Origin of the sequence: Chachezhania sediminis (genome assembly GCF_009765275.1) — a bacterium.
Lineage (GTDB): Bacteria > Pseudomonadota > Alphaproteobacteria > Rhodobacterales > Rhodobacteraceae > Chachezhania > Chachezhania sediminis.
On sequence record NZ_VOPH01000015.1, the window covers coordinates 40,496 to 65,248 of the forward strand.

Here is a 24,753-nt window from a genome sequence, read left to right on the forward strand (position 1 = left end):
CCGGCCGCAGGGACCGGGCTTCGGGAAGCGATGATCGCTTAGTTGGATGCGGCCTGACGGGCTGCGATGATCGACAGGTAGGCGTCGTGACCGATGGGCGAGAAGCTTTGCGCTTCGCCCGCTGCGACGTTGTAGAAGCAGTCCGGGTCGGTCTCGTTCAGGCCGGCCAGCAGGGCAGTCATCTTTTCCTTGACGTCGGCCGGCAGGGCGGTGCGCAGGACCAGCGGGCCTTCCGGGATCGGCTTCGATTTCCAGATCTCGACCATGTCGTTCATGTCGACGAGACCGGCGTCAACGGCCTTGCGCAGCGCGCCCGAATTGTAGCCGTCTTCCCATTCGCCCAGGCCGTCCGCCCAGGTCACGCCGGCGTCGATGTCGCCGTTGAACACGGCAACGATGGTCTGTTCATGACCGCCGGTGAACTTCACGTCGCCGAAATAATCGCCCGACTGCATCGATGCGCCGGTGATTTCCGGGATCTCGATCGACGGGATCAGGTAGCCCGAGGTCGAGTTGGGGTCGCCGAAGCCGAAGACCTTGCCCTTCATGTCTTCCAGCGAGGCGATGCCGCTGTCCTTGCGGGCGAAGCCCACCGAGTAATACCCGTAGGAGCCGTCGGTGTTGACCTTGACCAGCACCGGGGTCACGGCGTCCGGATCGGTCAGGTAGGTCTTGGCATAGCCCGAGGCGCCCAGGATCGCCATGTCGATGGTGCCGCCCAGAAGGCCCTGGATAACGCCGTTATAGTCGGCGGGGGCGAACAGCTTGGCCGGGACGCCCAGCGTCTCTTCGGTGTAGACGCGCAGGCATTCGTTGTTGTTCATGCGGTCTTGGGCATTTTCGCCGCCAAGGATGCCGATGCGGAATTCTTCGATCTGGTCCTGGGCGAAGGCCGGGGCAGCCAGCGCGGTGGTTGCCAGGGCGGCAGCGATCAGTTTCTTCATGGGTGTTCTCTCCCGGGGTTGAGGTGCCCGGCCGCAGTGCGGGTCGGGCGGTCGTGGAAAAAGGGTCAGGCCGTGGCTTCGGCTTCGCGCAGGGCCTGCAGGCGGGCCTGTTCGGCCGCGCTGCGGTCCAGCGTCTCGATCTCGGTCGAGGTGGCGGCTTCGGAAAAGTCGGCGCCGGCACCATAGATCTCGCGCGCCATGCCGGTGGTCAGCTGGTCGGGCGTGCCGTCGAAGACGATGCGCCCGTCGCGCATGCCGATGACGCGGTCGCAATAGCGGCGTGCGGTGTCCAGCGTGTGCAGGTTGCAGATTACGGTCCGTCCGTCCTCGTCATGGATGCGGCGCAGCGCCTCCATCACGGTCTGGGCGTTCATCGGGTCGAGCGAGGCGATGGGTTCGTCCGCAAGGATCATCCTGGGGTCCTGCATCAGGGCGCGAGCGATGGCCACGCGCTGTTGCTGCCCGCCTGAAAGCGCCTCGGCCCGTTTCGGGGCATGGGCGGCGATGCCCAGGCGATCCAGAATCTCGATCGCGTGGTGGATGTCGGCGCGTGGGTAGAGGTTGAAGATCGTGGTGAAGGTGGACCGGCGGTTCAGCGTGCCATGCAGAACGTTCGACACCACGTCCATGCGGGGGACCAGGTTGAACTGCTGGAAGATCATCGCGCACTGCGACTGCCACTGGCGCTTGGCCGCGCCGGTCAGGTGGGTCACGTCGCGGCCTTCGAACAGGATCCGCCCTTCGGAGGCATCCGTCAGGCGGTTCATCATCCGCAGGAGCGTGGATTTGCCGGCACCCGAACGGCCGATGATGCCGATCATCGATGGGCCATCGACGGAAAGGGTGGCGGCGTCGACTGCAACATTGCCACCGAACGTCTTCGTCAATTTTTCGATTTTGAGCAAAATCGTCTCCTGTCAATGCCGCGGTGGGGGGTACAGCCGGCGTCCAAACGATTTGCGTCAGTCCTGTGAAACTTTGGTGACGGGCCGGATTTGCGACACGAAATGCGACAAGGGCCGGTGCGCTTTGCGGCGAGGAGGCGCGGCGGGACGGCGACATTGCGGGGTGGGGGCGTTGCAGGGCGGGGTTGTTGCAGGGATTGGGGTCGCCGACCGAAGGCAATGCTTCACCTTGGCCCCCGGGGGCGTTAGAGAGGCCGCAACCCCAGCCGCAGCAGCAGGAGCCTGCCATGAGCTTCGACCGTTCCCTGAAGATCGCCCCGTCGATCCTGTCCGCCGACTTCGCCAATTTCGGTGCCGAGTGCGAGGCGATCGAGGCACAGGGCGCGGACTGGGTTCATGTCGACGTGATGGACGGGCATTTCGTGCCGAACCTGACCTTCGGGCCGGCGATGTGTGCCGCGATCCGGCCGCACGTGAAGACGGTAATGGACGTCCACCTGATGATCGCCCCCGTCGATCCCTATATCGAGGCCTTCGCCAAGGCCGGCGCCGACCGGCTGACGGCCCATGTCGAGGCCGGCCCCCACTTGCACCGGACGCTTCAGGCGATTGGCGGCGCGGGCTGCAGCGCGGGCGTCGCCCTGAACCCCGGCACCCCGGCCGAGGCGGTGGCGGACGTTCTGGATCTGGTCGACCTGGTCTGCGTGATGACGGTGAACCCGGGCTTCGGCGGGCAGAAGTTCATCGCCAGCCAGATCGACAAGGTGAAGAAGCTGCGCGCCATGATCGGCGACCGCCCCGTCCATATCGAGATCGACGGCGGCGTCGATCCCGCCACCGCGCCGCTGGTTGCGGCCGCAGGCGCTGACGTCCTGGTCGCCGGATCGGCCGTGTTCCGGGGCGGGTCGGTTTCCAACCCAGCACCCTATGGCGAAAACATCCGCGCGATCCGCGAAGCGGCGCAAGGCGTCTACGCCTGATCCGCCGTCACAGCCGCGTCAGCACGATGGAACAGGGCTGACCCGATGCCGTCTCGTACCGGAGTGCGGCCGATACGGTGACGGTCACGACCTCTCCGTCCGCGCGGATGACGTCCAGTTCGATATCGTCCACGCGCCCGTCCTCGAACAGACGGGACTGGCGGACCAGCGCCCGTTCGCGGCTTTCGGGGGTGAACAGGTCCTGGATCCTGGTGCCGATCACCTGGTCGCGGGTATAGCCCATCACGTCAAGCCAGTAGGAACTGACTTCCAGCAGGGTGCCCCTGTCATCGAAGGAATGCACCATCACCGGTGCGAATTCGAGCATCAGCCGTTCGACATTCGGCAGGCCGGACTGGAACAGGGCAAAGAACTCTTCCTTGGCGGCGGCAGCCCGGTTGTTCACGTTGCGCAGGATATCGGTCGCGCCGCAGCCCTGCGGGACCGCGCCGAAGGACTGAAGCTCTGCCAGGTTCAGGCGCAGAAGCGGGGAAAGGCGTTGCCGCAGGGCCGAAAGTTCGCTGCTGATCGGCTGAAGCCCGCGGAGAGTGGCAAAGGTTTCGATATCGTCGAAGACGTCCAGGATCCACTCCAGCTCGCGGGCCCGGCCGGTCCTCTGCCCCTGCCAGTCCGCCGCGGTGCCGGAGCCGGCGTGTTCACCTTGCCGGGGGCTGATCGGCGGCTGTGTGTTGTTTCTGTTCATCTGTTGTGGGTCCCTGCGCCGGTGCTCGGCGTGGAAGGGCTACGACGCAGCTGTTTTCCGGCTTCGACTAAGCCTGAAAACCGGTTTCCTCGTCAATTCATGGACTTGTATCTTAAGGCGAGCCTGGTTGCTCTTTTGGGTATGAAAGGCGAGTTCAGGGCGGCAGGCAGCTGTCTGATCCCGGCAAAGCAAATGGCCGCGGCCCTTTCGGGCGCGGCCATCGGGATCTTGTCAACTCGGCCCCGTCGGACCGGAAGGGTCAGGAGGCCGCTTCCAGCTTGTCCTGGGTCTTCGTCTCGAAGTCGGAGGCATCGTGGCGCTCGCGCAACTGCCCGCTCAGCTCGCCCATGGCCTTGTTGACCATGCGGCCGCGTTTCACGGCGGGGCGTTCGTCCAGCATTTCCGCCCAGCGGACGACGTTCTTGTAGGACTGGACGTCCAGGAACTCGCCCGCGTCATAGGCCCGGCCCAGACACAGGTTGCCGTACCAGGGCCAGATCGCCATGTCGGCGATGGTGTATTCGTCGCCCAGCATGAATTCCTTGTCGGCCAGGTGCTTGTCCAGCACGTCCAGCTGACGCTTGGTCTCCATGGCATAGCGGTTGATCGGGTATTCGTACTTTTCCGGGGCGTAGGCATAGAAGTGGCCGAAGCCACCGCCCAGGAACGGGGCCGAACCCATCTGCCACATCAGCCATGACAGCATCTCGGCCCGGTCGGCGGGATCCTTGGTCTGGAAGGCGTTGAACTTCTCGGCCAAGTACATGAGGATCGCGCCGCTTTCGAAGACGCGGGTCGGTTTCGGCGTCGAATAGTCCATCAGCGCCGGGATCTTGGAATTCGGGTTCACGCCGACAAAGCCCGATCCGAACTGTTCGCCTTCGCCGATATTGATCAGCCAGGCATCGTATTCGGCGTCCTCGTGGCCCGCGGCCAGCAATTCCTCGAACAGGATGTTGACCTTCACGCCGTTGGGGGTGGCCAGGGAATAAAGCTGGTGCGGATGTTTCCCGACCGGCAGTTCCTTGTCATGGGTCGGGCCCGAGACGGGGCGGTTGATGCTGGCGAAGTTCCCGCCGCTCGGTTTTTCCCAGGTCCAGACCTTGGGGGGCACATAGGTGTCGGTCATGGTTTGCGGCTTCCTCTTGGATGTCCATCAGGTTCCATATGGACCGCGTCGAAAGTCACTTCAACTTTCGTAGGGATCCAGCGAGTCACGTAGGCCGTCTCCGAAGAAATTGAAGGCCAACACGATCACGATGATCGGAATCATGGGGATCGCAAGCCATGGGTATATCTCGATCGACGCAAGGTTCTGTGCGTCGTTCAACATGACACCCCAGCTGACGGCGGGTGCGCGCAGGCCCAGACCCAGAAAGGAGAGGGCGGTTTCGCCCAGGATCATGGACGGGATCGACAGCGTCGCGGACGCGATCAGGTGGCTGGAGAAGTTCGGCAGCAGGTGTTTGCGGATCACCCGGTTGGGGGCGGCGCCCATCATTTCGGCCGCGCGGACGAATTCCTCTTCCCTCAGCGACAGGAATTTGGCGCGGACGGCCCGGGCCATGCCGGGCCAGTCGAGGATGCCAAGGATGATCGAGATGATGAAGAAGACCGCCACCGGGCCCCAGTTCGAGGGTACCGCGGCCGACAGGGCCAGCCATAACGGCAGTTCGGGCAGGCTTCGCAGGATCTCGATCACGCGCTGGATGATCCAGTCCAGCCGACCGCCGAAATAGCCGGCCATGGCGCCCAGCGAAATGCCCAGCGTGAAGGACACGGCGATGCCGATCAGGCCCACGGTCAGCGACAGCTGCGCGCCGTAGAGGATGCGAGAGAACACGTCGCGGCCCAGCTGATCGGACCCCCACAGGAAGATCGGATCCGCGGTCGGAGAACAGAACAGGTGCCGGTTCGACGGGACCAGACCGAAGAAGTGCCATTGATCGCCCAGGCACAGGAATTTCAGCGGCAGAGGGTTCGACGTGTCGGGGACGTACTTGTAGGTGAAGGTCTCGGTATCCAGGACCTCCTCCACCGGATAGATGAAGGGCCCCACGAAGCTGCCGTCGTGGAACAGGCGGATGTTTTCGGGCGGCTTGAACTGGTGATCCGGGTGGCGGTCGTTCGGTGTGTAGGGCGCGAAGAAGCCCGCCACCGGCAACAGCAGGTAGCACAGGACCAGGAAGGCGCCGGAAATCAGGCCAAGCTTGTGCTTGCGGAACTTGCGCCAGATCAGGACGGCGCTGGGCGCGTCAAGGTCGGCACGTTCCGGCGCGGTCAAGCCGGCATCGGCGTCGAACGGGGCGTCGTCGACGTAGCGGCCGTCGGGAAGCTGGGTCATATGTCACGGCCCTCGTAGCGGATGCGGGGGTCGAGAAGAACCAGCAGCACATCGGAAATCATGGTGCCGATCAGGGTCAGAAGCGCCACGAACATCAGGATGAAGCCGGTCAGGAACAGGTCCTGCGACTTCAGCGCGATCAGAAGTGCCGGACCGATGGTCTGAAGCCCCATGACCACGGACACCAGGACCGATCCGGACACCATCGCCGGCAGAAGGTTCCCGATATCGGCGACAAAGGGGTTGAAGGCCATGCGCAGCGGATATTTCACCAGCATGCGGCGTTCGCTCATCCCCTTGGCGATGGCGGTTTCGACGTAAGGCTTGCTGAGTTCGTCCAGAAGGTTCGCCCGCAGGCGCTGCATCATCGCCGCGGCGCCGGAGGTGCCGATGACGAAGGTCGGAACGATCATGTGGCCGATGATCGACTGGACCTTGCCCCAGGTCATGGGCTGCCCTTCATAGGATGGGTCCATCAGGCCGCCGATGGGCAGGCCCAGATACTTGTTGCCATAGTGGAACAGGATCAGCGCCAGCAGGAAGTTCGGCGTGGCCAGCCCCAGATAGCCCACGAAGGCCGAGGTATAGTCGACCCAGGTCTTCGACCGGGCGGCGGCCAGGATCCCCAGCGGCAGCGCCACGATATAGACGAAGAGGACGGCCGCCACGTTGACCAGCACGGTCAGCCACAGCGTGTCGCCGACGATCTCTGCCACGGGGCGGTCGAATTCGAAGGACCAGCCGAAATTGCCCTGAATCAGCCCGGAAAAGCCGTGGGGCCCGGGCATGAAGCCCATCCAGATCATGTACTGTTCCCAAAGCGGCCGATCGAGCGCGAATTCCTTGCGCAGGAATTCGGCCTTGGCGATGCCGCTTTGCTGGCCCGTGGCCCTCAGCTCCGCGATCTGGTTCGACAGGTAGTCGCCGGGCGGCAGGTTGATAATCGCGAATACCAGTACCGAGACGACCAGCAGCGTAAGCACCATGGTCGCGAACCGGTATACCGCATACTTTAACAAACCCATTGCCCGGCGAACTCCTTTTCGTCGGTCTTATTCGCCGTCGGCGAAATAGAACTCATCCATGCGGTGCACGCCGAAATGCGCACCCGGATCCCAGGCCCACATGCCCCGTTCCGGGACGTTGCGCAGCCTGTTCGAAACCACGATGGGCTGCGGCGCTTCGTTCACCGTACCAATGCCGTAAAGCTGGTCGGCATGGATGGCCAGCATCTCGGTCCAGATCTGAAAACGTTCTTCGTCCGATGTGGCCTTTTCCCACGCATCCGCCAGTTCCATCAGGCGGATTGCCTCGGGCATGTCGGGGGCTTCGCCGGCGGTGCCGCCGGTCTGGTAGTACTGGCCCCATTTCGGCCAAGCCTGGAAGTCCTGCTGCATCGGCGCAAGGTACGAGGGCGAGGTGAAGGGCTGGGGCAGGCCGTTGTCCCAGCCGTACCAGGTCGACGCCATCGAGGTGCCGGCATAGACGCGGTTGCGCAGGATGTCCCGGTCCAGCGGGCGCATCACCAGCTTCACCCCGATGTCCTTCCAGTTGTCGGTGATGATCTGAAGGGCGTTTTCCTCTTCCTGGCGTTCGCCGGCTGTTTCGATCACGATTTCCATCGGGCGGCCGTCGGGCAGAAGGCGGATGCCGTCCGCGCCCTTCTTGTCCAGACCGGCCGCATCCAGAAGGGCATTGGCCTTTTCGACGTCACGCACGGCATAGGATTCGCGGAACTTCTCCTGGAACATCGGGCTTTCGGGTAGAACGGTCATTGCGCCCGGCACCGCGAGGTTGAAGAACAGCGCCTTGTTCAGGCCCGGCCGGTCGATGCCCAGCGAAAGCGCGCGGCGCACGTCGGCCTTGCGGAGCACCTCGCGCCAGACCGGGTCGTCGACGTTCAGGTTGGGATAGATCGCCAACTGCGAGGCGACACCGGTCGGCCACAGCAAGACCTTGAAGGTCCCGTTTTCCTTCTCGCCCTTCTTCAGGACGGGGATGTCGGCAAAGTCCAGCCCGCGGCCCTGCAGGTCGACTTCGCCGGCATAGGACTTGGCCGCGACCAGGCCGCCGGCCACGATCTCCATCTCGACGGCGTCGATATAGGGAAGCTGCTGCCCGGTGCTGTCGATGCGGTGGTAGTAGGGGTTCCGCACGAAACGGTGGCGGATCTTGTTGCCGGTGTCCGCGTTCACCCAGGGTTGCAGCGTCGGCAGCTCGGGATTGTCGAACTTGTACATGTTGTCCAGCTTGTTGTGCAGCGCCGCCCAGCTGGAAGCCTTGGCGTTGACAATGGCCGACTGAAGCGAGCCGTCTTCGGCGTACTTGGCATGGTACTGCTTCAGGAACTTTGCCGGACGATAGATGAAGGGCGGGCTGGCCAGGGCCAGAGTTTGCAGGAAGTCCGGGTTCGGCGCGTCCCATTCGAAGACCACGGTGGTTTCGTCTGGGAAGGTCACGGCCGGCAGCTTGTCGTTCACGATCAGGAAGTCGGGCGGACCCGAGGGGCTGAGCTCCTCGTTATTGGCCACGTCTTCCCACCAGTAGCGGAAGTCTTCCGAGGTGAACGGATCGCCGTTCGACCATTTGTGCCCCGGGCGCAGGTGCAGGGTGATCACGGTGTCGTCGATGTTCTCGACGCTTTCCAGGATGTCGGGCACCAGGTTGTACTGTTCGTCATAGCCGACCAGACGGGCATAGCCGTAGACGACCATCTGCCGGATGTCCTTGTCGCGCGTGACCATGGTGTGCAGCGTGCCGCCCTGTGCGCCGGTGGTGCGGCCCTTCTGGGCCATGTCGACGACCAGCGGATGTTCGGGAATGCGCTGGTCGACCGGCGGCAGCTTGCCCGCGGCGACGTCGTCGGCCCAGTACGGGACGGGTTTCATGGCGATCTGCGCCATGGCGGTGCCGGCGGACAGGGCGAAAAGCAGGGCGGCGGTGGCGACCCTTCTGGTTTGGCGGAACGGGTTAGACATGGCAGCGCACCTTGTGACCAGGGCTGAGTGAGGTAAGTGCAGGTATGACGGTATCGGTCAGCCGGAACTGTTCCGGCCAGCTTTCCGGTGACCCGGCGCCCTGAGAGACAAGCGCAAGGTCGATCGGCCGCGAGATGTCGGGCTCGGGTCGTGCCGCGATCAGGGCCTTGGTGTAGGGATGGACCGGGTTGTTGAACAGCTGGTCCGGGGTCGCCTGTTCCACGATCAGCCCGCGACGCATCACGGCGACCTCGTCGGCGATGCGCGACACGACCGCAAGGTCGTGGCTGATGAAGAGGTAGGACAGTCCCATCCGGTCGCGGATGTCTTCCAAAAGGGTCAGGATCTGTTCCTGCACCGACACGTCCAGCGCCGAGGTCGGCTCGTCACAGACCAGAAGCGCGGGATCCAGCGTCAGGGCGCGGGCAATCGACAGGCGCTGCCGCTGACCGCCGGAAAAGGCGTGAGGATAGCGCATCAGCATCTCGGGGCCCAGGCCCACCTGCTGCAGCATCTGCACGGCGCGGTCCTTGCGTTCGGACCGGGTGCCGATGTTGTGGATCTCCAGCGGCTCGGTCAGGGCGTCGATGATCCGCATCCGGGGCGACAGCGACGAATAGGGGTCCTGGAACACCATCTGCGCGCGCTTCTGCAGTAGCGTCCGCTGGGTCCGGTCCATGGCGTGGACGGCAATCGTTTCGCCCCCCGGATCGGGCGTGAACAGGACCTCTCCGCCTTCGTCCGGCGGTTCGGCCCCCAGCGCGATCCGCGCCGCGGTGGATTTGCCCGATCCGCTTTCGCCGACGATGGCCAGCGTCTTGCCGCGGGGCAAGGTGATCGAAACGTGCTGACACGCGGGCACGATGACCTCGGCGCCGATGCCGCCCCGGATCAGATAGGTCTTGGACACGTCCTTCAGCATCAGGATCGGATCCACGACGGGGGGCGGTTCGGCCACGGCCCCGCCTTCGGGTTCCGGAATGGCCGGAGCCGCGGCAATCAGCTTCTTCGTATAGGGGTGGGCCGGCGACATCAGCACGGGTTCCGCCGGGCCCGCCTCCATCACGCGGCCCTTGTGCATCACGACGACGTCCTTGGCCATGTTGGCCACGACGCCCAGATCATGGGTCACAAGGATCAGCGCCATGCCGGTATCGGCCTGAAGCTCGCGGATGAGGCCCAGCACCTGCGCCTGCGTGGTCACGTCCAGCGCTGTCGTCGGTTCGTCGGCGATCAGCAATTCCGGTTCCGACACCATCGCCATGGCAATCATCGCCCGCTGGCGCATACCCCCCGACAGTTCGAACGGATAGGCGCGGTAGGCGCGTTCCGGGTCGGGAAAGCCCACGCGTTCGAAGGTCGCCAGCACCTTCTTCTTGGCCTGGCTTTCCGACGCACCCCGGTGCAGCCACAGCACCTCGGAAATCTGGTTGCCGATCCGGTGCAGGGGCGACAGCGACCGCATCGGCTCTTGGAAGATCATTGAAACGGAATCGCCCCGGACGCCGCGCATCTGCTTTTCGGTCATCGTCGACAGGACGCGTTCGCCGTCGCGCCCGTTCAGCACCACGCGGCCGGACCGCAGCTGTGCCGCCTTGGGCAGGATCCGCAGGATCGCCCGGCAGGTGATGGTCTTGCCCGATCCGCTTTCGCCCACAAGGGCCAGCGTGCCGCCGGGTTTCAGGGAGAAGCTGACGTTCTGAACCACGCTCGTCCCGAGGCCAAAGCCGATGGACAGGTCTTCGACTGTCAGAAGATCCTTCATCCGGCTGTACCCGAATCCGGCAATAGGTTGCTGTTCAGCATTGCATTTTTCGCGGTGCGCCCCCCTGGTCGACGACACCTTCGCTTGGCCAAGCCCTGATAGTCAAACCCGAATTGCAAGGGCGACATAACGCCGGCCCCTTGCGTTGTGCGGTCTACACATCCTTCCCGGACTTTGGCACAAAGCCGCCCAGACCCCTGAACCGGAGCGACGACATGAGCCGACTGGACATCTTCATCGACCGCATGGTTTCCCAGCGCGCCTGCCTTGATTACGCCATCGGCGAGACGGCGGCCCTGTCCGGTCCCGTCTACGAACTGGGCCTTGGCAACGGCCGGACCTATCATCATCTGGTGGAACGCATCGTGGGCCGCGAGATCTTCGTGTTCGAACGCGCGGTCGCCTCGCACCCCGATTCGACGCCGGACGAGGCGCACACGATCCTTGGGGACATGACCCAGACGCTGCCGGCCGTGCTGGCGGAAAAAGGTCCTGTTGCCAGTCTGATCCATGCCGACATGGGCGGCCACAACGCGTCCAAGAACGACGCCTTCGCGCGTTTCATGTCGCCGCTGATCGCCCCGCACCTGGCGCCCGGCGGGCTGGTCGTGTCGTCGGACCGGATGTATTTCGACGACCTCGAAGAACTGCCGATCCCTGCCGATGCCGTGCCGGGGCGGTGCTTCATCTACCGCCGCTGAACCGTCCGGAACCCGCAGCCGGAATAGGGCGAGCGGGGCATCGGACCCTATGCGGAAAGGACCGCGGACACCGGCCGATCATGTGGTCGCCGTGGGTCCGTCGTCGCCCGGCCTGTGGCCGGGCGGGACATTCAGGTCATCGTAATGCCGGATGCGGCGCGTCAGCAAAGCTGGATCGCATTGCAGTACTGTTTCATGCCGTCGGCGATGGTGGACTTCAACGCGCTGATCCGGGCCTTGTAGGCATTGGACAGGCAGCTTGTGTCGGCACCGCAGCCGTTGCGGGTGGTCAGGAAGGCCTGGGCGGCGTCCTGCTGTGCGCCCCGGGCGCCCATCATCATCGGCATCTGCTTCACCACGCCGAAAAGCGTCGCCATTTCGACATCCAGGTTCGACAGGTGTCGGTTCTTGCAGATCGCGTGTTCGGTCGGGGTGCCGGCATTGGCGCAGCTGTAGCTTTGCGCGAAACCGGTGCTGGCCGGGGCCAGGGCGAGGATCAGGGGAAGGGCAAGACGAAGGCGCATGACGTTCGGGTCCTTGGAACAGGCCGGCCGAACCGGCGGAAAGGCGACGCGCGGGCGATTGCCCATCGCGTCCCGGTTATCGCCCCGGCGGATCGCAAAGGCAATTGATCTGCCTTCGGGTCACCCCTTGGGCGCATCGCCGGGATATGTTGCGGTGACTGCGGCAATTCCGCCGCTGGCGGCGGTGGTCCCGGGGGCCGGAGAATTGCTGCTGCAATCCTCGGCTAGCGTTCGGGCCGTGGTACGGTTGCGGCAGGACGTGCCAATGCGGAATGACGGCACGGTAAGGCGGTAAGAAGGCAAGGTGCGATGAAACAGGAAATGACCAGTCTGTCCTATGCGGACCTTCAGGTGGGTATGACGGCCGAGGAACGGCGGGTCTGCCGAGCCGACGACCTTTACGTCTTTGCCAATGCGTCCGGCAACTACAACCCGATGAACCTGCCTGCGGATGAAGGCGCGCCCGAAACCGTTGCGCCGTCGATGTGGGTGGCGGCGCTGATCTCGGCCGTGCTGGGCTGTCGACTGCCGGGGCCGGGAACACTTTATCTCAGCCAGTCGCTGGAATTCGTCGGCCGGGCCCATGCGGGCGAGGAACTGACGGCCGGCGTGAAGCTGGTGGAAAAGCTCGACGGTAACCGGGTGAAGTTCGACACATGGGTCGACGGGTCCCAGGGCCGCATCGTCGAAGGCCAGGCCGTGGTGCTGGCACCGGCAACCAGCGGCACGGTGGAACGCGGCGACATCCCGGGCCTGACGGTCCAGCGTCATGTCCATTTCGATCGCCTGTTGCGAATGGCGGAAAAGCTGCCGCCGATCCCGACGGCGGTGGTCTGCCCGGAAAGCCACGACGCGCTGTCCGGCCCGCTGCTGGCGGCGGATCATACCCTGATCGATCCGATCCTGATTGGCGATCCAGCCCGCATCCGCGCGGCGGCCGAGGCGGCCGAACTGGATATCTCTGCCTTCCGCATCGTCGAGGCCGCGGATCACAGGGATGCCGCCGCCCGGGCCGTGGCGATGGTTCACGAAGGCACGGCCGCGGCCGTGATGAAGGGCGACCTGCACACCGACATCCTTCTGGGGCAGGTGGTGAAGTCGACCGGCGGCCTGCGGGTCGGCCGGCGCCTGTCCCATGTCTTCGTCATGGACGTGCCTGGCCTGCCGCACCTGCTGATGGTGACCGATGCCGCGATCAACATCGCACCGGATCTGCTGACCAAGGCCGACATCATCCAGAACGCCATCGACCTGGCCCATGCGCTGGGCGTGGACGAACCCCGCGTCGGCGTTCTGTCGGCGGTCGAGGTCGTGAACCCCGCCATCCCTTCGACACTGGACGCCGCGATCCTGTCCAAGATGGCCGAACGCGGCCAGATCACGGGCGGGCTGGTCGACGGGCCGCTGGCCATGGACAACGCCATCGACCTCGACGCCGCGCGGATCAAGGGCATCCAGTCCTCGGTCGCGGGCCGGGCTGACATCCTGGTGGCCCCGAATCTGGAGGCCGGGAACATGGTGGCCAAGGAACTGACCTTCCTGGCCCATGCCGAGGCCGGCGGCATCGTCATCGGCGCCAAGTGCCCGATCATCCTGACCAGCCGGGCCGACAATGAAAAGGCGCGCCTCGCCTCTGCCGCCATTGCGGCGCTCTATGCGGCCCACAAGGCGGGGGGCAGAAAATGAGCGGTATCCTGACGCTGAACGCCGGCAGTTCCTCGATCAAGTTCGGGGTCTACACCAGCGCAGCCGAACCCGAGATGCTGATGACCGGCCAGGTCGACAACCTGGGCCCGGTGGCGAAGCTGGTCGTGAAGGGCGGCGAGACGCGGGAACTGGGCCATGCCGACCACGCGGCGGGCGTGCGGGCGATCCTGGACGTCGTGCAGCCGGTGCTGGACGGCGCGCCCGCGGGCGTCGGCCACCGGATCGTCCACGGCGGCAAGACCTATGGCGCGCCGGTCGTGCTGGACGCGGACGCTATGGCGCAGCTGGAGGCTTTCGTGCCGCTGGCGCCCCTGCACCAGCCCCACAACCTGGCGGCGGTGAAGGCGGCACAGCTGGCCTTCCCGGATGCGGTTCAGGTCGGCTGCTTCGACACGGCGTTTCACAAGGGCCATCCCTTCGTGAACGACACCTTCGCCCTGCCGCGCCGCTTTTACGACGAAGGCGTGCGCCGCTATGGCTTTCACGGGCTCAGCTACGACTACATCCATTCGGTGCTGGAACGGGACTACCCCGACCTGCACGCGGGCAAGGTGATCGTGGCACATCTGGGCAATGGTGCTTCGATGTGCGCGATGTCGGGCGGGCACAGCGTGGGATCGACCATGGGCTTCTCGGCCCTCGACGGGCTGCCGATGGGCACCCGCTGCGGCCAGCTGGACCCGGGCGTGCTGCTGTATTTCCTGGAACAGAAGAAGATGAGCGCGGCGGAGATCTCGCGCATGCTCTATTCCGAGAGCGGGCTGAAGGGCCTGTCGGAACTGACCAACGACATGCGCGTCCTGCTGGAGAGCCCGGACCCCAAGGCGAAGGAGGCGATCGATTACTACGTCTTCCGCATCCGCCGTGAGGTTGGCGCGCTGGCGGCGGTGCTGGAAGGGATCGACGGGCTGGTCTTCTGCGGCGGCATCGGCGAACACGCCGCCCCGATCCGCGAGAAGGTGACCGACGGCCTGCATTTCCTGGGGCTTGAGATCAATCTGTCGGCCAATGCGGCGAATGCAGTCGATATCGGCACCGGTGCGGCGAAGGTCCTTGTGATTCCCACCGACGAGGAACGCGTGATCGCGCGGTCCGTCGCGGCCGCGCTGGCGGCCTGACCGGGGCTGCACGCCCACCGCAATCCGGGCGCAAGGGGGGGGCGCTGCCCCCCGCCCGCCCGTGCCGGGCGGACTCCCCCCGGAGGTATTTGTGAAGAGAAGAAGGGGAACGTCCGGCACGGGAGCGCCCTTGTGCTTCTTCTTTTTCCAAATACTCCCGCCGGAGGCGGGCGGACGCTCGCCATGGGGATGCCGCCCGGATGCGCAGGGCGGCCGTGGAAATGTCGTTTCCGGCGGTGGGGCTTTGGTCTAGCCTTGGTGCGAAAGACCGGAGGGGACCCCATGATTTTCTACGACTGCGCGACAGCGCCTAACCCGCGCCGCGCGCGCATGGTCATCGTCGAAAAGGGCCTGATGCCCGAAACGCACGAGATTTCCATTGCCGACAATGCCCAGCTGACGCCGGAGTTCCTGGCCGTGAATCCGCGGGGGACGGTCCCGGTGCTGGTGACCGATACCGGAACCGTGCTGGCCGAGAACCTTGGGATCGCGGCCTATCTGGACGCGGCCTATCCGGAACCGAACCTGATGGGCAGGACCCCGGACGAAAAGGGACTGGTCATGATGTGGAACGCCATTGCCGAGGCACAGTTCGCGCAGCCCGTGGCCGAAGCGCTGCGGAACGGCAATCCGCGGATGAAGGGGCGGGCGCTGACCGGGCCGGCGAATTTCGACCAGATTCCGGAACTGGCAGAGCGCGGGCTGGTCCGGGCCGACATGTTCTACGACGTGCTGGAAGAGCGGCTGCAGCAGAGCGAATGGCTGGCGCTGCCGGACCGGATGACCTTCGCCGATATCTCGGCCTTCGTCTTCGTGCAGTTCGCGCGGGTGATCAAGAAGCGGATCCCGGAGGCGAACGCCGCGTCCTGGGCCTGGCACGACCGGATCGCCGCACGGCCCAGCGGGCAGGCCTGAAGGTCCCGGCGCGCAGGCGGCGTGGCCGTGGCGCGCTTTTCCGACTTTGCCGGTTGGAGAGGAAGGCGCCCGTGCGGCTGTCGCTTGCCCGTTCCGGACTGCGCAGACCGGAACGGGCGACGGCAGCGTGATCGGTCCCGTGTGTGACCGGTGCCTTCTGGCCTATCTTGGTCGGGGCCACGGTTTGCGATGCCATGCGATGCCGATACGCTGGCGGGAGTTGTTCGTTCAGTACGGGACGAGCCGGCAAGGGGGCCGCGATAAGGCAGGACGGAGGCCGACGAACCGATTCGGGAGTTGCCCCAGGGCTCAGCCGGCGCCGGGTCGTCCTTCGGGGCCGCAACGCGGTCCGTTCGACGGATCGTGTCAGATCGCGAACTTCACCCAGGCCCAGGTCATCGCGACATAGGTCATGTGGTGCAGCCACTGGTCGAAACCGGCGGCGCGCCAGAACGCGGCCTGGTCCGGCGTCAGGCACTTCTTTTCGGAAAAGGACGCTTTCCAGAAGTCGATATGGAAATGGACGATCCATTCCAGCACCACGATGCAGGCGATGAAGCCCAGCGGCGCGCCCACGATCAGGAACACGATCACCGAGCCCAGTGCGTGCACGCCCGCATGGGCGGCGCGGCCCAGATGCAGGTATCCGCCGCGACCCTGCAGCATCCAGCGGGTCTGAAGGAAATAGTCCGCCAGCATATGCTTGATTTCCAGCAGGGCGAAAAGCAGCAGGACTATGGCTACGGTATGGGTCAATGGCTTCTCCGGGACGATCCCTTCCGACCAGCTTAGGAAACGGGCCGGGGTTCTGCAATTGCCGTTTGGAAGATATGCGCGGGCACAACCTTTCGTCTGCAAAGCGCCCGCCCGTGCAGGACGGGACTTGTGTCACGCGCAGGCCCTGTCGTAGATCTGGACCGCCCGGGCCTAGGAGGAGGCCCGCACGACGCCGGGGATGTTCGAAATAGACTCCAATCTTTTCTCCTTCATCTGGAAATACTCCAAACGCGAGCAGTTGTTCCTGCTGGTCGTGACGGTGCTGATGTTCCCGATCCTCTATTTCTCGCTGGAATTGCCCAAGCGGATCGTGAACGACGTGATCGGCGCCGAGACGGCGACCGTGACGATCTGGAACTTCACGATCGAAAAGACCGAGGCATTGTATGTGCTGTGCGGTCTGTATCTCTTCACGGTGCTGGGCCACGGCCTGTTGAAGATGCGCATCAACACGATGAAAGGCATCCTGGCCGAACGCATGCTACGCCGGTTCCGCTATCAGCTGATCTCGCGCATGCTGCTGTTCCCGCAACCCTATTTCGAACGGGTCAGCCAGGGCGAACTGGTGTCGATGATCACGTCGGAATCGGAACCCATGGGCGGTCTGATGGGCGACATGATCTCGCAGCCGGTCATGCAGGCCGGGCAGATGATCACCATCCTGTGGTTCCTGTTCGCGCAAAGCTTCTGGTTCGGGCTGGCGGCGGTGGCGCTGATCCCGCTGCAGGCCTGGTTGATCCCGATGCTGCAGCGCCAGATCAACAAGCTGAACAAGGAACGGATCAAGGAAGTCCGGGTGTTGGCCGCCGTGATCGGCGAAAGCGCCGCCGGGGTAAGCGCGCTGCGCCTGAACGGCGGCTGGCGTTATCGGCTGTCGCTGGTGACCGCGCAGTTGGGGCGGCTGTTCGAGATCCGCTTCAAGATCTACAACAAGAAGTTCTTCATGAAGTTCCTGAACAACTTCATCGGACAGCTTACGCCGTTCTTCTTCTATCTGGTCGGCGGTTACCTGGTCCTGCAGGGCACCGTGTCGCTGGGGGCGCTGGTCGCGGCGCTGGGCGCCTACAAGGACATCTCGTCGCCCTGGAAGGAACTGCTGACCTATTACAACCAGACCGCCGATATGCAGGTGCGCTGGGAAACGGTGACGGAACGCTTTGCGCCTGCGGGCATGATGAACGAAAGCCTGTTCGACGGCGAGCCCGAGGATCTGCCGCATCTGAAGGGCGACATCGTGCTGGACCATGTCACGCTGCGCGATGCCGACGGCAATCCGGTGCTGGAAGACATCAGCACCACGTTGCCGGGGGGCAAGGTCATCGCCATCGCCGCCCCCAGCGAGGAAGACCGCCGGGCCTTTACCGAGCTTCTGACCCGCGAGGTCGTGCCGACCTCGGGGCGTATCGAGATGTCGGGCCAGGACCTGGCGATGATGCACCACGCGGTGATCGCATCGCGGATCGGGCGGGCCACGTCGCGGCCGCTGACCTTCCAGGGGACCTTCGGCGAAAACGTCCTGATGCCGCTGCGCTATCGTCCGCTGGATGTGGACCAGTCCTCGGCCCAGTTGGCCGAAGCGATCCGTGCCGGTAACAGCAGCGATCCGCTGGAAGTGTCCTGGCTGGACCCGTCGCGGGCCGAGTTCGAGTCGATCGAGGAAATGCGCGACTGGTGGCACAGGCTGATCGAGGGGATCGGCTCGGGCACGGCGCTGTTCCAGCGCGGCCTGGACCAGGTGTTCGAGGCGGACGCGCACCCGATCCTGGCCGAAAAGGTCGTGGGCCTGCGCACCCGCGCGCGCGCAGCGGTCGAGGAGGCCGGGCTGCGGCGCTATGTGTATTTCTTTGACCCCGAGCTTTACAACCCGGCGTTGCCCGTCGCGGAAAACCTGCTGTTCGCCACGCCGCGGCGGCCGCTGACGCAGGAAGCGCTGGTCCAGCAGACCGAGTTCCTGGCCCTGCTGCGCGAGATCCAGCTGGACGAACCGCTGGTGGCGCTGACCCGCGAAGTGATCGACATGCTGCGGCAGATTTTCGGACCTGTCGGAACCGATCATCCGCTGTTCCGAAATCTGGGCCTGGATGCCGAAAGCTATGGCACGGCCGTGGGCTTGGTAGAGCGTGCCCGCGAAGGTGGGGCGGCGGCGCTGACGCTGGAGGAACTGGCGCAGCTTCTGATCGTGCCCTTCAAGATTTCGGCCGAACAGATCGGACCGGCCTTTTCGGACGGGATGAAGGCGCAGATCCTGGAATTGCGGCAAAGCCATGCGGCCGACCTGCAGCGGACCATGGGCGATCTGTTCGTTCCCATCGATCCGCACACCTATGCGCCGGGCATCACGGTGCTGGAGAACGCGCTGTTCGGCAAGATTTCCCACTCGGCCGGGAGCCGGGGCGAGGAGGTGGAGCGCAAGGTGGCGCAGGTCATCGTCGAGGGCGGTGCCGAAGAAAACGTGATCGACCTGATCTACGAGATGGAGATTTCCATCGGCGGCACGAACCTGCCTGCGATCTTCGCCGAACCCCTCTCGCTCAGCCGGGCAGCGATCAAGCGGCCGGACATCCTGATCCTGGACCGGGCGCTGGCCAGCTATGACATGGCGACCCAGGTGAAGGTGCATCGCAATCTGCGGCGCCTTCTGCCGGACACGACGCTGATCTACCTGAACGACAGCTTCGAAGACCCGGACAATTTCGACGTCTATTTCGAGATCCGGCAGGGCCGGATCGTCAGCGACGAGGCGGTTGAGGAAATGGCCGAGGACAGTGCCTCGACGGCGGACCTGATGCGCAAGGTGCGCGCGCTGGAGAACATCCCGCTGTTCTCGGGGCTGAACCGCAAGCAGGTTCGCCTGCTGGCCTTCGGGTCGCACTGGTATCAGGCCCAGACCGGCGAGATCGTGTTCGAGAAGGGCGACGAGCCCCGCGACGGCGCCTATGTGCTGATCGAGGGTGAGGCGGGCCTGTACCTGCCGAAGCCCGAAGGCGAGGACGACCAGCTGATCGCCCGCGTCGGCCCCGGTGCGCTGGTGGGCGAACTGGGCCTGATCAAGAAGGAACCGCGCGCCCTGACCATGGTTGCCGAGACCGACCTGCAGTGTCTGCGTCTGGGTGAACAGGAATTTCTGGCCGTGGTCGAAAACGACGCGGCGACGGCCTTCAAGATCCTGCAGGTGGTCGCGGGCTACGTATCCAACTGATCGCCTGCCGGTCCTTCAAGGCGCGCCTTGCGGCGCACGACCTTGTCTCGTCGCAGGCCCCCGGCCCGCTTCTCGTCAGAATGTCAGGTCTCGTGGGAAACGATGTCCCGGCGGTTTCGGCGCCGGGACGGAAGTGCGGACCGGATCCGGACCGTCAGTGGCGGACGATCGGATCGATGGGACCTGCGGGCAGGCCCAGGGCTTCCTCGATGAACAGGCCGATCTGCAGCAGCTTGGCCTCGCCCCGGGGCGGGCCGATCAGTTGCAGGCCCACCGGCAGGCCTTCGGACGTGAAGCCTGCGGGCAAGGCGAGGGCCGGCAGCAGCGTCGCGACTGCCAGGAACGAGAATCGCAGCCAGGTTTCGTAGGCCTGGATTTCCTGGCCGGCGATGACTTTCGGGAATTCCTCCTCGACCGGGCCGGGGACGATGCCCACGACCGGGATCGCCAGAACGTCGTAGCGGTCGAAGAAGGACAGCATGATCCGGTAAAGTTCCGATCGGTTGCGGATCGCGGCATAGATCGCGATCGCGTCCTGGTTCATGCCATAGGCCACGTTGCTGCGCAGCCGGTCGCCAAAGGTGGCCTGGATCTCTTCCGGTTCCAGCCCCATCGACACGCCGTAGTTCATGCCGCGAAGCGCCGAATAGGTCTCGTTCAGGCCGGGCAGGTCGGGGCAGTAATCCTCGACCATGGCGCCGGCGCCCTGGGCTGCGGTCATTGCGGTGCGCAGAACCTCGCGCACATTCGATTCGACCGGGGAAAAGCCGTTCTGGTCTTCCGAGAAGGCGATGCGCGGGGCATTGGCCAGGGGCGTGGCCATGGCCGTCTGGAACGGTATGGCCGGCGCGTCGAGAGAAATCGGCGCACGCGGGTCCCAGCCCGTCATCGCGTCGAGGAACAGCGCCAGGTCACGGACGTCACGGGCCATCGGGCCCTGCATCGCTTCGGCCTGATGCAGCCCGTGCTTGCCGCCGCCGCCGCAGCGGCCGGGGGCCGCGCGCAGGCCCACGACCGAACAATGTGCGGCCGGCGTCCGGATCGACCCCATGAGATCGGAGCCATGGGCCAGCCAGACCTCGCCCGCGGAAACGGACGCGGCGGCGCCGCCCGACGATCCGCCGGCATTCATGCGGGTGTCCCACGGGTTGCGGGTCGCGCCCAGCACGCGGTTGGTGGAATTGCCGCCGGCGCCGAATTCCGGCGTATTGGTCTTGCCGACGACCAGCCCGCCACGGGATTCCAGCCGCTCGACCATCAGGTCGGACTCTTCCGGCACCCAGTTTGCGTAATAGGGGTTGCCCATGGTGGTGCGGACGCCGGCCACCGGGTTCAGGTCCTTGATCGACAGGGGCAGGCCCGCCAGCCAGGCCGGGTGGCCTGAGGCGGCCGACTTTCGGTCGGGAAGGTTGGCCGTGTCGGCCCGCGCCCGGTCGAAGCAGGTGGTGGGCATCGCGTTGATCGACGGCTCTACCGCCGCGGTGCGGGCTTCGGAAGCGTCCAGCAGCTCGGCCGGGGAAACCTGGCCCTTGCGCAGAAGATCGACGACCTCGCGCGCGGGAAGGGCGCAGAGATCGGGGCCCGTAAAGGCAGTGTTCGGTCGTGTCATCGGGGTCCGCAGAAAAGAGAATAAAGCAGGCCGATCACCTGTTCGGTGTTCCGATCGGCCAGGGAGTAGTAGATCGTCTTGCCGTCGCGCCGCGTGGCGACCAGGCCTTCGTCCCGCAGACGGGCCAGCATCTGGCTGACGGCGGCCTGCCGGATCGACAGCAGCGCCTCGAGCTCGCCCACCGACCGCTCGCCGGTGCTGAGATGGCACAGGATCATCAACCGGCCTTCATGGGCCAGCGTCTTGAGGTAGGCGGCCGCATCGGCCGCGCGGTCGGCCATGTCGGTCGGCGCTTCGGGCGACAGGGCCTGGACGGGTTGACTGCTCACGGTTTCGTGTCTCAAGCGGGTCTTGATCGGCGCAGTATGCGCCAGTCGTATCGTCTCTGTCACCCCCTTCGGCAGGGCTTATTCGATAAAGTCCGACGTCGGAGCACCGCCCTGGAAGGCGTTTTCATGGGAATAGTCGCAAGGGGCTTCCTGCATCTGCAGGTGCAGGCCGGTGCCCCTGTAGGGATGGGCGCGGGCCAGGTCCTCGTCCACCTCGATCCCCAGCCCGGGGGCGGTCGGGGCGGGGATATAGCCGCCTTCGACCCGGATCGTGCCCTTGATCAGCCGGTCATGGAACGGGGTTTCGATGGTTTCGGCGATCAGCAGGTTCGGGATCGCGACCGACAGCTGGATGTTTGCGGCCCATTCGATGGGACCGGCATAAAGATGCGGTGCGACCTGCGCGGTGAAGGCCTGGGCCAGGATGGCGATCTTGCGGCCTTCCCAGATGCCGCCGGCCCGGCCCAGGGCGGGTTGCAGGATCTCGGCCGCGCCGGCGCGCAAGACCGCGCCGAATTCCGCCGCCGTAGTCAGCCGTTCGCCGGTCGCGACCGGCACGCGGACAGCGCGGGCCACGCGGGCCATGTCCTCGGGGCTGTCCGGGGGGATCGGTTCCTCGAACCACAGCGGCGAATAGGGTTCCAGCGCCTGGCCCATGCGGATGGCGCCGGCGACATTGAACTGGCCATGGGTGCCGAATAGCAGGTCGGCCCGGTCGCCCACTGCCTCGCGGATGGCCTTGCAGAAGGCTGTGGAGCGCGAGATGTCGGACATGGCCGGCATGTGGCCGCCGCGGATCGTGTAGGGGCCGGCGGGATCGAATTTCAGCGCCGTGAAGCCGCGGGAAACATAGTCGAGCGCGGATTCGGCCGCCATATCGGGCGAATTCCAGAACGCGTCCATGTCATGGTGCGCCAGCGGGTAGAGATAGCTGTAGGCCCGGACCCGGTCGTTCATCCGGCCGCCGATCAGGGCATGGACCGGGCAGTCGCGATCCTTGCCCAGGATATCCCAGCAGGCGATCTCCAGCCCCGAGAAGGCGCCGATCACGGTCGGGTCGGGGCGCTGGGTGAAGCCCGCGGAATAGGTGCGGCGGTACATCAGTTCGATATTGGCCGGATCCTCGCCCGCCATGTGGCGGTCGAAGACGTCGCGGATCACGTGAACCATCGCGTCGGGGCCGACGGACGAGGCATAGCATTCGCCCCAGCCGGTGATGCCGGTATCCGTCGTGACCTTCACGAAGATCCAGTAGCGCCCGCCCCAGCCCGGCGCAGGCGGCGCGGTGACGATGATGTCGAGATCCTGGAGCTTCATGACGGTGTCCTCCCGTTCCGTGGTGAGACAGGGGTAGCGGAATGTCGGCGCCGGACCAAGGATGATGGGGAAGGTTTTCCGGTCTGGCGGGGGAAGGACCGCCTGCGGCGGTGCGGGGACGCTGTCCCCGGACCCCTGAGGTATTTGCAGATCGAAGAAGCAGGGGCGGTCGGGGAATTGGGGCAGGTTCGACCTGCTTCTGCCGTGGGGCGTCGGGGATTGTGCCCGACCTAGGGGGCGCTGAAGTCCGAGTTGCGTTTGCGGCTGCGCCAGGCGGCCAGGATGCGGTCGACGTTGTGGTCCACGCCGTCGAGGGTCTGGAGTTCCAGGTCGTAGCGGCGGCCGACATGGATGGTCCCGAAGTCTTTCCTGGTGCTGCCGGCGGGGCGGTCGCGGCGGGCGGCCTCGCGTGTTTCCAGGAGGTCCAGCGGGCAGTGGACGGCGACGAAGAGGACGTTGTGCAGTTCGAGCAGCCGGGTGAGGTCGGCCTGCCAGCCATCGGTGTCCAGGATATGTTCCAGGATCAGGTCGTTGCCGGCATCGGCGCAGGCGGCCAGCGCGGCATGGAAACCGTCGAAGACGGTGGCACGGGCGTCTGCCCACCGGAAATCGTTGTTCCGGAAGCGCTCCATCGGCAGGACGCCGGCATCGCGCAGATGGTCGATGGAGATGTGCCAGAACGGCCGTTCGATCCGGGCCTGAAGCGCGCGGGCTATGGTCGACTTGCCGCTGCTGGAGGCGCCGTGGAGGAAGATGATGTGGGACGGCATCGGGGCCTGCCGGCGCGCGGGATGGACGGGGCGGCCGGAACCGCCCCGCAGGTGTGGCCGTGTCAGTCGAACATGATCACGTTGCGGCGCGCGGCGCCGGAATTGGTGTCGGCGATCGCGTCGTTGATCTGGTCCAGCGACCAGCGCTTCGAGATGAGCTGGTCCAGTTTCAGCCGCCCTTGTTGGTAGAGGTCGACCATCCAGGGGATGTCGCGCTGGATCACGACGCCGCCCATGAAGGAGCCGATGTAGCCCTGCATGGTCGAGGCCAGCGCCAGCGGCTGATAGTCCGCCTTGGCACCGGCGGCGGGCATGCCCACGATCACCATCTTGCCGCCGCGGGCAAGGTAACGGGGCGCGGTCTGGTAGGCCTGGATGGCACCGACGGCGACAAGGACCGCGTCCGCACCCTTGCCCATCACCGCCATGGCCTCGCGCCAGGGCTTCTCGTTGCTGGCCAGGATGCCGTCGGTGGCGCCGAATTCCTTCGCGACCTCCAGCTTTTCGGGCAGCATGTCGACGGCCACGATGCGCCGGGCACCGGCGATATAGGCGCCCTGGATCGCGTTCAGGCCCACACCGCCGGCACCGATCACGACGACGTCCTGGCCGGGGCGGATGTCGGCCGTCAGGACCGCGGCGCCGACGCCGGTGATCACCCCGCAGGAGATCAGGCTGGCCGCGTCCTTCGGCATGTCATCGGGGATCTTCACGATCTGGCGTTCCTGCACCACCACCTTCTCGGCGAAGGCGGCGCAACTCAGGCCGTGCTCCATCGGGCTGCCATCGCTGTCGAAGACCGGTCCGGTCGTGCTGCTGACCCGGTTCTGGCAGAGCGTCGGCGTTCCTGCCGAGCATTGCGGACAGATGCCGCATGTGGCGAGCAGCGTGACGCAGACACTGTCTCCCGGCTTGAAATTGGTGACGCCGGGGCCCACGGCGGTGATGCGGCCGGCGCCTTCATGGCCGTAGATCGCCGGCAGGAAGCCGCCCCAGATGCCTTCGGCCATCGAGATGTCGGAATGGCAGATCGCCACCGCGTCCATGTCGACAGCGACCTGGCCCGGGCCCGGCTCGGCCAGTTTCACGTCTTCGATGGTGAGCGGCTTGCCGAACTCGCGGCAGACGGCGGCCTTGATGGTTTGCATGACGGATCCTCCCCCATTGG

The 24,753-nt window shown here is 65.3% G+C and carries 21 protein-coding genes; 6 read left to right on the forward strand and 15 right to left on the reverse strand.

All coding sequences use genetic code 11. The features are described 5' to 3' along the window. Window positions 1-38: 38 nt before the first annotated feature. Window positions 39-944 carry a phosphonate ABC transporter substrate-binding protein gene (gene phnD / locus FQK05_RS23935; RefSeq protein WP_158971745.1) on the reverse strand — a complete coding sequence of 302 codons (906 nt, stop codon included), beginning with the start codon at window positions 942-944 and terminating at the stop codon, window positions 39-41. Between the two features lie 65 nt (window positions 945-1,009). Then, a complete protein-coding gene (phnC, locus tag FQK05_RS23940) occupies window positions 1,010-1,849 on the reverse strand; it encodes a phosphonate ABC transporter ATP-binding protein (protein ID WP_158971747.1) in 840 nt (279 codons plus the stop codon). A gap of 287 nt (window positions 1,850-2,136) precedes the next feature. Here phnC and rpe point away from each other — a divergent pair, with 287 nt between their 5' ends. After that, window positions 2,137-2,829 carry a ribulose-phosphate 3-epimerase gene (gene rpe, locus FQK05_RS23945; protein WP_158971749.1) on the forward strand — a complete coding sequence of 231 codons (693 nt, stop codon included), beginning with the start codon at window positions 2,137-2,139 and terminating at the stop codon, window positions 2,827-2,829. A 7-nt stretch (window positions 2,830-2,836) separates the two neighbouring features. On the opposite strand, the gene FQK05_RS23950 is transcribed toward rpe, so the two are convergent. From FQK05_RS23950 to FQK05_RS23975, 6 genes are all read right to left on the reverse strand, one after another. Continuing rightward, window positions 2,837-3,532, reverse strand: coding sequence for a PAS domain S-box protein (locus FQK05_RS23950; protein ID WP_158971751.1), 696 nt, complete (start codon window positions 3,530-3,532; stop codon window positions 2,837-2,839). A gap of 259 nt (window positions 3,533-3,791) precedes the next feature. Beyond that, window positions 3,792-4,661 carry a glutathione-dependent disulfide-bond oxidoreductase gene (gene yghU, locus FQK05_RS23955; protein ID WP_158971753.1) on the reverse strand — a complete coding sequence of 290 codons (870 nt, stop codon included), beginning with the start codon at window positions 4,659-4,661 and terminating at the stop codon, window positions 3,792-3,794. Between the two features lie 60 nt (window positions 4,662-4,721). Further along, complete coding sequence (locus tag FQK05_RS23960) at window positions 4,722-5,876, reverse strand: ABC transporter permease (RefSeq protein ID WP_158971755.1); 1,155 nt, start codon at window positions 5,874-5,876, stop codon at window positions 4,722-4,724. After that, window positions 5,873-6,901: an ABC transporter permease gene (locus FQK05_RS23965; RefSeq protein ID WP_158971757.1), complete on the reverse strand. Its 1,029-nt coding sequence runs from the start codon at window positions 6,899-6,901 to the stop codon at window positions 5,873-5,875. Before FQK05_RS23965 ends, FQK05_RS23960 begins: the two co-directional genes overlap by 4 nt. Before the next feature lie 27 nt (window positions 6,902-6,928). Next, window positions 6,929-8,854: an ABC transporter substrate-binding protein gene (locus FQK05_RS23970; RefSeq protein ID WP_158971759.1), complete on the reverse strand. Its 1,926-nt coding sequence runs from the start codon at window positions 8,852-8,854 to the stop codon at window positions 6,929-6,931. Then, complete coding sequence (locus FQK05_RS23975; protein WP_158971761.1) at window positions 8,847-10,619, reverse strand: ABC transporter ATP-binding protein; 1,773 nt, start codon at window positions 10,617-10,619, stop codon at window positions 8,847-8,849. The genes FQK05_RS23970 and FQK05_RS23975 overlap by 8 nt, the downstream gene beginning before the upstream one ends. Before the next feature lie 215 nt (window positions 10,620-10,834). On the opposite strand from FQK05_RS23975, the gene FQK05_RS23980 reads away from it, so the two are divergent. After that, complete coding sequence (locus tag FQK05_RS23980) at window positions 10,835-11,320, forward strand: class I SAM-dependent methyltransferase (protein ID WP_158971763.1); 486 nt, start codon at window positions 10,835-10,837, stop codon at window positions 11,318-11,320. A gap of 161 nt (window positions 11,321-11,481) precedes the next feature. Here FQK05_RS23980 and FQK05_RS23985 read toward each other — a convergent pair whose 3' ends face one another. Beyond that, window positions 11,482-11,844, reverse strand: coding sequence for a lysozyme inhibitor LprI family protein (locus FQK05_RS23985; protein ID WP_158971765.1), 363 nt, complete (start codon window positions 11,842-11,844; stop codon window positions 11,482-11,484). Between the two features lie 321 nt (window positions 11,845-12,165). On the opposite strand from FQK05_RS23985, the gene FQK05_RS23990 reads away from it, so the two are divergent. The 3 genes from FQK05_RS23990 (at window position 12,166) to FQK05_RS24000 (ending at window position 15,584) form a co-directional block, all read left to right on the forward strand. Then, window positions 12,166-13,530 (forward strand): bifunctional enoyl-CoA hydratase/phosphate acetyltransferase, encoded by a 1,365-nt coding sequence (locus tag FQK05_RS23990; RefSeq protein ID WP_233270658.1) that lies wholly within the window; start codon window positions 12,166-12,168, stop codon window positions 13,528-13,530. Continuing rightward, on the forward strand, window positions 13,527-14,669 hold the full coding sequence (locus FQK05_RS23995; RefSeq protein WP_158971769.1) for an acetate/propionate family kinase: 1,143 nt from the start codon (window positions 13,527-13,529) through the stop codon (window positions 14,667-14,669). Before FQK05_RS23990 ends, FQK05_RS23995 begins: the two co-directional genes overlap by 4 nt. Before the next feature lie 282 nt (window positions 14,670-14,951). Then, window positions 14,952-15,584, forward strand: coding sequence for a glutathione S-transferase family protein (locus tag FQK05_RS24000; RefSeq protein ID WP_158971770.1), 633 nt, complete (start codon window positions 14,952-14,954; stop codon window positions 15,582-15,584). A 366-nt stretch (window positions 15,585-15,950) separates the two neighbouring features. On the opposite strand, the gene FQK05_RS24005 is transcribed toward FQK05_RS24000, so the two are convergent. Beyond that, window positions 15,951-16,340 carry a DUF3307 domain-containing protein gene (locus FQK05_RS24005; protein WP_158971772.1) on the reverse strand — a complete coding sequence of 130 codons (390 nt, stop codon included), beginning with the start codon at window positions 16,338-16,340 and terminating at the stop codon, window positions 15,951-15,953. 199 nt (window positions 16,341-16,539) lie between these two features. Here FQK05_RS24005 and FQK05_RS24010 point away from each other — a divergent pair, with 199 nt between their 5' ends. After that, the gene (locus FQK05_RS24010; RefSeq protein WP_158971774.1) at window positions 16,540-19,560 is read left to right on the forward strand and encodes an ABC transporter transmembrane domain-containing protein; all 3,021 of its coding nucleotides are present in this window, start codon (window positions 16,540-16,542) and stop codon (window positions 19,558-19,560) included. Window positions 19,561-19,714: 154 nt separating this feature from the next. Here FQK05_RS24010 and FQK05_RS24015 read toward each other — a convergent pair whose 3' ends face one another. From FQK05_RS24015 to FQK05_RS24035, 5 genes are all read right to left on the reverse strand, one after another. Then, window positions 19,715-21,169: an amidase gene (locus FQK05_RS24015; protein ID WP_158971776.1), complete on the reverse strand. Its 1,455-nt coding sequence runs from the start codon at window positions 21,167-21,169 to the stop codon at window positions 19,715-19,717. Then, window positions 21,166-21,450: an ArsR/SmtB family transcription factor gene (locus FQK05_RS24020; protein WP_158971820.1), complete on the reverse strand. Its 285-nt coding sequence runs from the start codon at window positions 21,448-21,450 to the stop codon at window positions 21,166-21,168. Before FQK05_RS24020 ends, FQK05_RS24015 begins: the two co-directional genes overlap by 4 nt. A 126-nt stretch (window positions 21,451-21,576) precedes the next feature. After that, window positions 21,577-22,815 carry a mandelate racemase/muconate lactonizing enzyme family protein gene (locus FQK05_RS24025; RefSeq protein ID WP_158971778.1) on the reverse strand — a complete coding sequence of 413 codons (1,239 nt, stop codon included), beginning with the start codon at window positions 22,813-22,815 and terminating at the stop codon, window positions 21,577-21,579. A gap of 230 nt (window positions 22,816-23,045) precedes the next feature. Next, window positions 23,046-23,585, reverse strand: coding sequence for a chloramphenicol phosphotransferase CPT family protein (locus FQK05_RS24030; protein WP_158971780.1), 540 nt, complete (start codon window positions 23,583-23,585; stop codon window positions 23,046-23,048). Window positions 23,586-23,647: 62 nt separating this feature from the next. After that, window positions 23,648-24,733, reverse strand: a complete 1,086-nt coding sequence (locus FQK05_RS24035) for a Zn-dependent alcohol dehydrogenase (RefSeq protein ID WP_158971782.1) — start codon at window positions 24,731-24,733, stop codon at window positions 23,648-23,650. Between the last annotated feature and the right edge of the window lie 20 nt (window positions 24,734-24,753).

Bases quoted from the DNA above. Each gene is read 5' to 3' on its own strand.
- phnD (WP_158971745.1), bottom strand. From the start codon at position 944: ATGAAGAAACTGATCGCTGCCGCCCTGGCAACCACCGCGCTGGCTGCC.
- rpe (WP_158971749.1), top strand. From the start codon at position 2,137: ATGAGCTTCGACCGTTCCCTGAAGATCGCCCCGTCGATCCTGTCCGCC.
- FQK05_RS23950 (WP_158971751.1), bottom strand. From the start codon at position 3,532: ATGAACAGAAACAACACACAGCCGCCGATCAGCCCCCGGCAAGGTGAA.
- yghU (WP_158971753.1), bottom strand. From the start codon at position 4,661: ATGACCGACACCTATGTGCCCCCCAAGGTCTGGACCTGGGAAAAACCG.
- FQK05_RS23960 (WP_158971755.1), bottom strand. From the start codon at position 5,876: ATGACCCAGCTTCCCGACGGCCGCTACGTCGACGACGCCCCGTTCGAC.
- FQK05_RS23965 (WP_158971757.1), bottom strand. From the start codon at position 6,901: ATGGGTTTGTTAAAGTATGCGGTATACCGGTTCGCGACCATGGTGCTT.
- FQK05_RS23970 (WP_158971759.1), bottom strand. From the start codon at position 8,854: ATGTCTAACCCGTTCCGCCAAACCAGAAGGGTCGCCACCGCCGCCCTG.
- FQK05_RS23975 (WP_158971761.1), bottom strand. From the start codon at position 10,619: ATGAAGGATCTTCTGACAGTCGAAGACCTGTCCATCGGCTTTGGCCTC.
- FQK05_RS23980 (WP_158971763.1), top strand. From the start codon at position 10,835: ATGAGCCGACTGGACATCTTCATCGACCGCATGGTTTCCCAGCGCGCC.
- FQK05_RS23985 (WP_158971765.1), bottom strand. From the start codon at position 11,844: ATGCGCCTTCGTCTTGCCCTTCCCCTGATCCTCGCCCTGGCCCCGGCC.
- FQK05_RS23990 (WP_233270658.1), top strand. From the start codon at position 12,166: ATGACCAGTCTGTCCTATGCGGACCTTCAGGTGGGTATGACGGCCGAG.
- FQK05_RS23995 (WP_158971769.1), top strand. From the start codon at position 13,527: ATGAGCGGTATCCTGACGCTGAACGCCGGCAGTTCCTCGATCAAGTTC.
- FQK05_RS24000 (WP_158971770.1), top strand. From the start codon at position 14,952: ATGATTTTCTACGACTGCGCGACAGCGCCTAACCCGCGCCGCGCGCGC.
- FQK05_RS24010 (WP_158971774.1), top strand. From the start codon at position 16,540: ATGTTCGAAATAGACTCCAATCTTTTCTCCTTCATCTGGAAATACTCC.
- FQK05_RS24015 (WP_158971776.1), bottom strand. From the start codon at position 21,169: ATGACACGACCGAACACTGCCTTTACGGGCCCCGATCTCTGCGCCCTT.
- FQK05_RS24020 (WP_158971820.1), bottom strand. From the start codon at position 21,450: ATGGCCGACCGCGCGGCCGATGCGGCCGCCTACCTCAAGACGCTGGCC.
- FQK05_RS24025 (WP_158971778.1), bottom strand. From the start codon at position 22,815: ATGAAGCTCCAGGATCTCGACATCATCGTCACCGCGCCGCCTGCGCCG.
- FQK05_RS24030 (WP_158971780.1), bottom strand. From the start codon at position 23,585: ATGCCGTCCCACATCATCTTCCTCCACGGCGCCTCCAGCAGCGGCAAG.
- FQK05_RS24035 (WP_158971782.1), bottom strand. From the start codon at position 24,733: ATGCAAACCATCAAGGCCGCCGTCTGCCGCGAGTTCGGCAAGCCGCTC.